3 protein-coding genes are annotated in these 9222 nt (G+C 54.8%); all 3 read left to right on the forward strand.

Annotated features, from left to right (window positions below; genetic code table 11):
* The first annotated feature begins 236 nt into the window (after positions 1-236).
* The 3 genes from rpoC to H5T64_08000 all read left to right on the forward strand — a co-directional run bounded on the left by rpoC (position 237) and on the right by H5T64_08000 (position 8806).
* Positions 237-4487, forward strand: a complete 4251-nt coding sequence (gene rpoC / locus H5T64_07990; protein MBC7264287.1) for a DNA-directed RNA polymerase subunit beta' — start codon at positions 237-239, stop codon at positions 4485-4487.
* Between the two features lie 109 nt (positions 4488-4596).
* Entirely contained in the window at positions 4597-7710 is a 3114-nt protein-coding gene (locus tag H5T64_07995; protein MBC7264288.1) for a transglycosylase domain-containing protein, read from the forward strand.
* A 67-nt stretch (positions 7711-7777) separates the two neighbouring features.
* Positions 7778-8806: a histone deacetylase gene (locus H5T64_08000; GenBank protein ID MBC7264289.1), complete on the forward strand. Its 1029-nt coding sequence runs from the start codon at positions 7778-7780 to the stop codon at positions 8804-8806.
* The last annotated feature ends 416 nt before the right edge of the window (positions 8807-9222 follow it).

The raw sequence follows: 9222 nt of genomic DNA on the forward strand, positions 1-9222 counted from the left end.
ATATTATAATTATCAGATGCAAAATTTTCGATAAGAGAGTTCGTGCGGGGACGGCTGTTCTGACTTTAGTCAGCATTTTTCTGTCATCAACTTATCCAAAACTTGCTAACTGAGTAGCGTCAACACCTGGCCACAATTCATCCTCGTCTCGATCGCGTGGGCGGGAGTAGGCTCTTGCCGCCAGTCCGCCCTTTTGGTTATCCGCCCCTGCATTGGCAATTCCACAGGAGGCACACTTGGAAATTCGAGATATTCGTGCATTGCGCATCAGCCTTGCTTCCCCGGAACAAATCCGAGGATGGTCCTACGGTGAAGTGACCAAGCCAGAGACCATTAACTACCGGCGCCTGCGGCCGGAGAAGGATGGTCTTTTTTGCGAAGCGATCTTTGGTCCCACTAAGGACTGGCAATGCTATTGCGGCAAATATAAAAAGATCCGCTATCGTGGCATTGTCTGCGATAAATGCGGAGTTGAAGTAACGCATTCGCGAGTGCGCCGTGAACGCATGGGGCATATCGAACTTGCAACCCCCATTGCTCATATCTGGTATACACGTCGTTCGCCCAGTTACCTCGGGCTGCTTCTCAATATCTCGCAGCGTAACCTTGAACGCATTCTCTATTTCGCTCAATATATTATCACCGAGATTGACGAAGATGCTCGCGCTAGAGCCCTGCGCAAGTTAGATGAGGAAGTCAGCAAGGCCATTGCCGAGCGCACAAAGGAGATCCAAGAGCGCATCGATGCCGTTGAGGCTGAGTACCAAGAGAAAACCAAAGATTTATTTGCCCAAATCGAGAGCCTGGAAAAAGAATATCAGGCCAACCTAGATGCTTCTACAAATAGCCTCATGAATGAGGCGGCGACGTTGCAAGCGGTTCTGGAAAAATACAAGGGCAAAGCAGTGCCACATTCCATCATTTTCACGCCAACAGAGACGCCCCTTCTTGAAGAGGGCGAGATGGTGACAAGTAAGACTTTCTCTCAGTTGCGTGAGTTGACTCAGGAGGCCCTGGGGCAACTTGAGGAGGCCTCGCGCACAGCGAAAGAGGCTGCCTTGGCAGTTCTCCAGGCGCAGATAGATCTGCACCGCGGTCAGGCGGATGAGGTTATCCAGCAATTGCAGGAGCAACTGAATACAATTGTTGAAAGTATCCACAACGAATTCGAACCCCAGCGTGAAGAATTACGCAATCTGCGTGTGAGAATGCTACTCAATGAAAGCCGCTACCGCGAACTACAGGAGAAGTGGGGCAAAGTCTTTAAAGCCGGTATGGGCGCAGAGGCTATCTACGAGATTGTAAAGGCCATAGACCTAAATGTGATGGCCCAGGCCCTCCGCGCCGAAATCCGTAAGACGCGCTCTAAGCAGGTCGCCAAAAAGGCAGCCAAACGCTTGCGCCTCGTCGAAGCGCTGCGGATGTCCGGAAATCGGCCAGAGTGGATGATCCTCACCGTGTTACCGGTTATCCCGCCCGACCTGCGCCCTATGGTACAGTTGGACGGCGGGCGCTTCGCCACCAGTGATCTCAACGACCTCTACAGGCGGGTCGTGAACCGAAACAATCGCCTCAAGCACCTGATCAGACTCCAGGCTCCGGAGGTCATTGTCCGCAATGAGAAACGCATGTTGCAGGAGGCCGTAGACTCACTGATTGACAATAGCCGCCGGGGCAAGGCGATCTCGTTGCGCGGGCGGCGCCAACTTAAGTCGCTCTCGGATATATTGAAAGGCAAGCAGGGCCGCTTCCGCCGCAATCTGCTGGGCAAACGCGTGGACTATTCTGGCCGCTCGGTCATTGTGGTGGGTCCGCAACTCAAATTGCATCAGTGTGGATTGCCGAAACGCATGGCGCTCGAGTTGTTCCGACCTTTCGTGATGCACAAACTAGTGGAGTATAACTATGCCATCAATGTCAAGGGAGCCAAGCGGCTTATCGAAAGAGAAGTGCCTGAAGTCTGGGAGGTGTTAGAGGAGGTCATCAAAACCCGCCCCGTCCTACTAAACCGAGCGCCTACCCTTCACCGGCTGGGCATTCAAGCCTTTGAGCCGGTGCTGGTCGAGGGAAATGCTATTCAAATCCACCCTCTGGTATGCGCGGCTTTCAATGCAGACTTCGACGGCGACCAGATGGCCGTGCACGTGCCTCTGTCTGCGATGGCGGTCGAAGAGGCGCGACGACTCATGCTCTCCTCCAAGAATCTGCTTAAGCCGGCCAACGCTGAGCCTCTGGTGAGCCCAACTAAGGATATCGTTCTCGGCTGTTATTATCTGACGATGGAGAGAGACGGCGAGGAGGGCGAGGGCAAGATTTTTAGCACTTATGATGAAGTCTCGCTCGCCTACAGCCTGGGCAAAGTTGGGTTGCACGCTAAGATAAAGTTCTACACTGCACCGGGCCCACGGCGTAAACCGCGCCTCATTGATACCACGGTGGGCCGCGTCTTGTTCAACGAGATCCTGCCGCCCGAACTGCGCTTTGTGAACACAGTCATGGACAAGGGAGCATTAAAGAACTTAGTTGCAGATGCTTATCAGAACCTCGGTATCGAAGCCACAGCTGAACTGGTAGACAGGATCAAAGACATCGGGTTTCACTATGCCACTCAATCGGGCATCACCATTGGCATCCATGATATTACTGTCCCTGCGGATAAGCAGAAAATCCTCGAGTCCATCGGCGAGAAAGTAGCGGAGGTAGAGCGGCAATATCGGCGTGGCCTCATCACGGAGAACGAGCAATACCTCAAGACGGTCGAGTTGTGGACCCAGGCTACTGAGGATGTGACGGCAGCGGTGGCTCGTGAATTGGATCCTCAGGGCAATATTGGCGTGATGGCCAATTCCGGCGCGACCAAGGGCGGGCTCCAGCCTGTACGCCAGTTGGCGGGTATGCGCGGTTTGATGGCCGACCCATCGGGTCGCATTATCGCCCTTCCCATTCGCAGCAATTTCCGCGAGGGCCTCACTGCCTTGGAGTATTTTATCAGCACTCACGGCGCACGGAAAGGTTTGGCGGATACTGCTCTGCGAACGGCCGATGCGGGCTACCTGACCCGGCGTCTGGTAGATGTGGCGCAAGACATCATTGTGAACGCGGTGGACTGCGAGACGAAAGGCGGTATTTGGATTGACCGTGAGAGTAGTGTAGCCATTGGCGAAGGCTTTGATGAGCGTATCGTGGGTCGTTATGCGGCCCAAGACATTGTCAACCCTCAGACTGGCGAGGTGATCGTTGCTACCAACGAGGTGATCACTGAGGAGAAAATGAAGCTTATTGACGCGGCCGGTATTAACGCCGTGCGCGTGCGCTCCCCGCTCACCTGCCAGTTGCGCTATGGTGTATGCGCCAAGTGCTATGGGCGCGATTTGGCGCGGGGTGGTGACGTGCAGGTGGGGGAAGCGGTCGGCATTATCGCGGCCCAGTCTATTGGCGAGCCTGGCACCCAGCTCACTTTGCGGACGTTCCATACTGGAGGCGTCGTAGGAGCAGAAGATATCACCCAAGGTCTGCCGCGCGTGCAGGAACTCTTTGAGGCGCGGATCCCTAAGGGTCAAGCCATCATCTCTGATATAGCGGGGACTGTGGAACTACGGCGTGAAGGCGACCAGCGATGGATCCGCGTCATCTCCAGTCAGGTTATTGAGCGCACGTATTCTATACCCCGAAACTACTCTCTGTTAGTGAAAGATGGGGATATGGTCAATGAGGGTGATCCTTTAGCCAAGCGTGGGCAAAAAATCATCTTGGCAGAAATCAGCGGGCAGGTGTTTATCGAGGATCGCGAGATTACCGTTCACCGTGATGATATCCAAATGCGGGAGTATGAAGTGCCCGCAGCGGCGCGCCTCTGTGTGGAGGATGGCCAACAAGTCAATGCTGGTGACTCCCTCACAGAAGGGGCGATTAACCCGCACGAGATGCTGGCGATCAAGGGTTTAGATGCTGTCCGGAAATATTTGCTAGAAGAGATCCAGAAAGTGTATCGCTCCCAAGGTGTGGCTATCAACGACAAGCACATCGAGATCATCATTCGTCAGATGCTGCGCCGTGTCCGCGTCACTTCGGCCGGTGACACCAACCTATTGCCTGGCGATTTCATCGATCGTTTGGACTTCGAAGAAAGGAACGCCGAGGTGATCGCCGAAGGTGGTGAACCAGCGACCGCCCAGCCTGTACTCTTGGGTATTACCAAAGCAGCTCTGAACACCGAGAGTTTCCTTTCGGCTGCCTCGTTCCAGCACACCATCACCGTATTGGCAAGTGCCGCCATAGAAGGCAAGCGCGATGATTTGCACGGCCTGAAGGAAAGCGTAATCATTGGCAAACTGATCCCTGCCGGCACCGGATTTAGACATCGTGTCGAGGAGGCCGAGGTAGTGGAAACTACTGAAGCGAAGGTGCGTCCGACCGAGGAGCAAATCTCGATGGAGAGACTCTCGGTGATGTCGCCGCGGGCAGAACCCGTCGGTGGGACGGAATAGTTCTGGGGGTGTAACCTCTTTGGACGCGGCAAGGATACATTACCTTCGGCGCCGTAATCGCACCAATCGTACCTCTACAAGCCCAGCAAGTCGCCTGCTTATAGGTGGGTTGCTGGGCATTCTGCTTATCCTTGTTAGCGTTTTCGTTATGTCCGCAATTGTGGCGGGTGGCGTATACGCCTACTATGCAAAAGACCTTCCCTCGGCCGAAGAGATCGGGCAGCGGACTATGGCTTCGTTTGAGAGCACGAAAATCTACGATCGCACTGGCCAGCACCTCTTGTTTGAGTTCCTGCCTCCAGAAGGCGGCGCCCGCACGATGGTTCCCCTATCCAAAATCCCTGCCCACATGCGTTTAGCAACTATCGCCATTGAGGATAAAACGTTTTACGAGAACCCTGGTGGCATTAACTTCCGGGGCATCCTTCGAGCCTTTATGAATAACCTAATGGGCCTGCCTGTGCAGGGCGGCAGTTCCATCACCCAACAATTGGTGCGCAATGTTGTGATGACACCTGAAGAGCGCTTCAAAATCAGTTATGAACGCAAAATTAAAGAGGTCATCCTATCGCTGGAACTTACGCGCCGCTACCCCGGCTTGGAGGGTAAAGACAAAATCCTCGAATGGTATCTTAACACAGTATCTTATGGTAACTTAGCCTATGGCGTGGAGGCAGCTGCGCAGACCTATTTTGGGAAATCGGCGGAGGAATTGACTTTGGCCGAGGCGGCGATGTTAGCGGCCGTTCCCCAATATCCGGCACTAAACCCCATTGACAATTGGGAGGAAGCCAAAAAGCGTCAGGAAATCGTCCTCGACCAGATGTATTTGCAAGGCTATATCAGCGCCGACGAGGCCTACGCTGCGAAGCAGGAACCGATCCATGTCGTCAGCAAACGCTTCGACATCGTCGCACCACACTTTGTCATGTACGTCCGTAAGTTGCTGGAGGATCTGTACGGTCCGGAGAATGTAGACGGTAGCGGGTTCCGAGTGTACACTACATTGAACTTAGATATCCAAAAAGAGGCAGAACGGATCACCGTTGAACATATGTCCAAAGTTCCCGAAGAACGCAACGCTCACAACGCGGCGGTGGTCGTACTGGATGCGCCTACTGGCCAAATTCTCGCCATGGTTGGCAGTCTGGACTACTTCGATCCGACGATTGATGGCCAGGTGAATATGGCCACCTCGCCACGGCAACCGGGCTCCTCATTCAAACCATTCACTTATGTAACAGCCTTTGCCCAAGGGTACACTCCAGCCACGATGCTCTTGGACGTGCGACGTAGTTTCCCAGACTGGCCTAATCCGCCTTACGTGCCAGAGAACCATGACCGAGTCTTCCACGGGCCAATGACGGTCCGGCGCGCTCTGGCCTGTTCTTACAATGTGCCTGCGGTGGAAATGCTGTACCGAGTGGGCGTGAAAAACGTTTTGGAAACTGCTCACCGTATGGGAATTAACACGCTTACCGATGAGTTTTACGGGCTCAGCCTGACTCTGGGTGGCGGCGAGGTCACTTTGCTCGATATGACCTACGCCTACAGCGTCTTCGCCAATCAGGGCATTATGGTAGGTCAACCGGTGCCGCCTGAGAAGCAGCGTCCTGGTTTCCGCAAGTTAGACCCAATCGCTATCCTGCGTATTGAGGACTCTTTTGGCAATGTCCTGTATGAAAACGGCGAACCGGAGAGGGAAGAGATCCTACGCCCACAATTGGCATATCTGATCACGGACATCCTCTCTGACAACCGAGCCCGTACACCCTCCTTTGGTCCAGACAGCGTGCTGAAACTAAGCCGGCCGGCTGCAGTGAAAACCGGTACCACCAACAACTACTTTGACGCCTGGACCATTGGCTACACACCGCAAGTGGTGGTGGGTGTCTGGGTTGGTAATAGCGACCGCTCGCCCATGGATTACATGCCTGGTTCCCGCGCCGCGGGTCCTATCTGGCACGATATTATGGAGGCCATTCTGGCTCCGTTACCCGAGGTGTGGTATGAACAACCACCTGGCCTAAAGCGTGTAGAGGTGGATAGTGTTTCGGGCTTGCTGCCCACCCAATATTCACCTGCACGTGTGCGTGAACTATTCATTGAGGGGACGGAACCCACTGCTTACGATAACGTACACCGACCTTTCCGCATCTGTAAGGTGTCGGGTAAGTTGGCTACAGTGTACTGCCCACCGGATGCCGTTGAAGAGAAGGTTTTTGAGATCTACCCCAGTGAGGCTGCCGACTGGGTGCGTGAGCAAGGCATACCGCAGCCGCCTACCGCCTATTGTGATGTGCACGGCCCCAGCCTGGCCGGCTCAGACGTGGCCATACTCAGCCCACACTTGTACTCACACGTCCGGGGCATCGTTCCCGTCATAGGAAATGCCAAGCCAGGCAATTTCAAACTTTACCGACTGCAATACGGCGAGGGCATGAACCCATCCGCTTGGACGCAGATCGGTGGTGACCACTGGGATCGGGTGGATAACAGCGTCCTCGAATACTGGGACGTCACTCAGTTGGAAGGGGGGTTGTATAGCCTGCAATTGGTCGTGCTGGACAAGCACGACAACTACATGCAATCCACCATCCAGGTCACAGTGGACAACTCTCCACCGACAATAGAGATTATCCACCCATTGAATGGCGCTGTCTACGTCAAGGAGCAAGATGAGTGGATCAACATCCAAGTCGATGCCCGAGACAATTTCTCCATGGATAGGGTCGAGTTTTTCCTGGATGGCCAGTCCGTTGGTTTCACAACTGTCGCCCCCTTTACCAAGCGCTGGACCATTGTCATGTCTGACACCATCCCTATTGCGCCTCGAGGGATCACTGGCATCGTACTGATCAACGAGTCTGGCTATATTACATTGACCCAGGACATGCTGAACAGCCTCGGTGCATACACGGGCACGCTAATGATCCACGATGGCACGTGCATTACCCTGACCCAGGTTTTTCCCAGTGGTATGAGCATCATTTCGGATACGATGGGCTACACCGAAACTCACGCCATTCATGCCATCGCCTACGACGCAGCGGGCAACCAGAGCGAAAGCGAGAAAGTCCAGGTTTTCGTCATCCACAAACCAAAAGAAAAGCCCAAAGTTACCCCTACCCCGGTAGCAATACTATGGCCACCTAACTGGTCAGGCGCGCATCTTGCACGGGCGCGGCCACCCGCCCGCGAACGCAAACCCTTGCTTACATAAGTGTCGCGAGGGCCACAGATTATCTGTGGTCTTTGTTTTTGGAGCGAGCCAAGAGGGGAGGTCCTTTATGACAACGGGCTACGTGTACGATCCGCTCTATTTGGAACACAGGGCTTCAGGTCATCCTGAACGCCCGGAACGACTCAGTTCCATTCTGAATGCGCTGCAGGCGAGTGGCGTTTGGGATGGGTTAGTTGCCATTCCTGCAATGGATGCATCGATAGAGCAGATTGCTGCCGTCCACGATGAGCGCTACATTGCCACGGTGCGCGAAATGGCCTCACAGGGTGGCGGGTGGCTGGACGGCGATACTTACCTCAACTCGCGCTCTTATGATGCGGCCCTCCGTGCTGCCGGTGGGCTCCTGAACGCGGTCAAGGCAGTGATAGAGGGCCAGGTGGATAATGCCTTTGCCCTGGTGCGCCCACCTGGGCACCATGCCATAGCGCGACGGGGCATGGGTTTCTGTCTGTTCAACAATGTCGCCATCGCCGCGAAATATGCACTCTCCGAGTTCGATCTGGAGCGCATCCTGATCGTGGACTTTGACGTGCACCATGGTAACGGCACCCAAGATGCTTTCTATGACGACCCGCACGTCCTCTACTTCTCCACCCACGAGTACCCCTTCTATCCTGGCACTGGCCACTGGAGTGAGACCGGCGAAGGCGCAGGGACCGGCTATACGGTCAACGTACCGCTGCCGGCAGGCACCGGCGACGAGGGCTACGCGCGCATCTTCGACGAGATACTGCGCCCCATCGCTGCCCGCTACGCCCCGCAACTTATCCTGGTATCGGCAGGCTACGACGCCCATTGGACTGACCCGCTGGCGATGATGAAGTTGTCCGTCTCCGGCTATGCCAGGATGATGCAGGTCCTGGTGGAGTTGGCAGAAGCAACGGCGAACGGGCGACTGGTTTGTACGTTGGAAGGCGGCTACCACCTGGAGGCGCTGGCGGCAGGTGTGGTGGCCACCTGCGCTGTGATGAGCGGATTGCCGGTGACCGACCCCTTGGGACCATCCCCCGAGGCTGAGCGCGATGTGAGCGAGGCGATAGATACGGTGAAGCAGGTGCACGGGCTGATGTCATGACGGTAGTAGATTCAAAATGTCTGGCTTTTGCCACCAGGGTCTTGCATTTTGACCAAGAGTATGGTATACTTTATGTAGATGGGAAATGTATTTCTAGTTACCAACTGTATCTTAACCGCTCTATCCAACAACCCGTCGCACAACTTACCCACTTCAATCTCGCCTACGCACACCCCCTCAGCGTGCACAGCCTGCGTCGAATCCCCCGCAAATGACATTTAGCAAGGGTGCAAGCCCAGATTGGGTACTCCGTAGAGGAACCGACTGTCAATGTTTTAAGGAGGGATGAGCGATGCCCAAGATGAGAGAACCGTTTGAGCAGACAGAGCGATGGCTCGTGGTGGCCCTATTGACGTTGGCCATTCTCTTGGTGTTTGGCAGTGTGGTGCAGCGTGCTCAACAGCAGATGGCGCTGG

Source organism: Chloroflexota bacterium (assembly GCA_014360825.1).
Taxonomy (GTDB): Bacteria; Chloroflexota; Anaerolineae; order UBA2200; family JACIWT01; genus JACIWT01.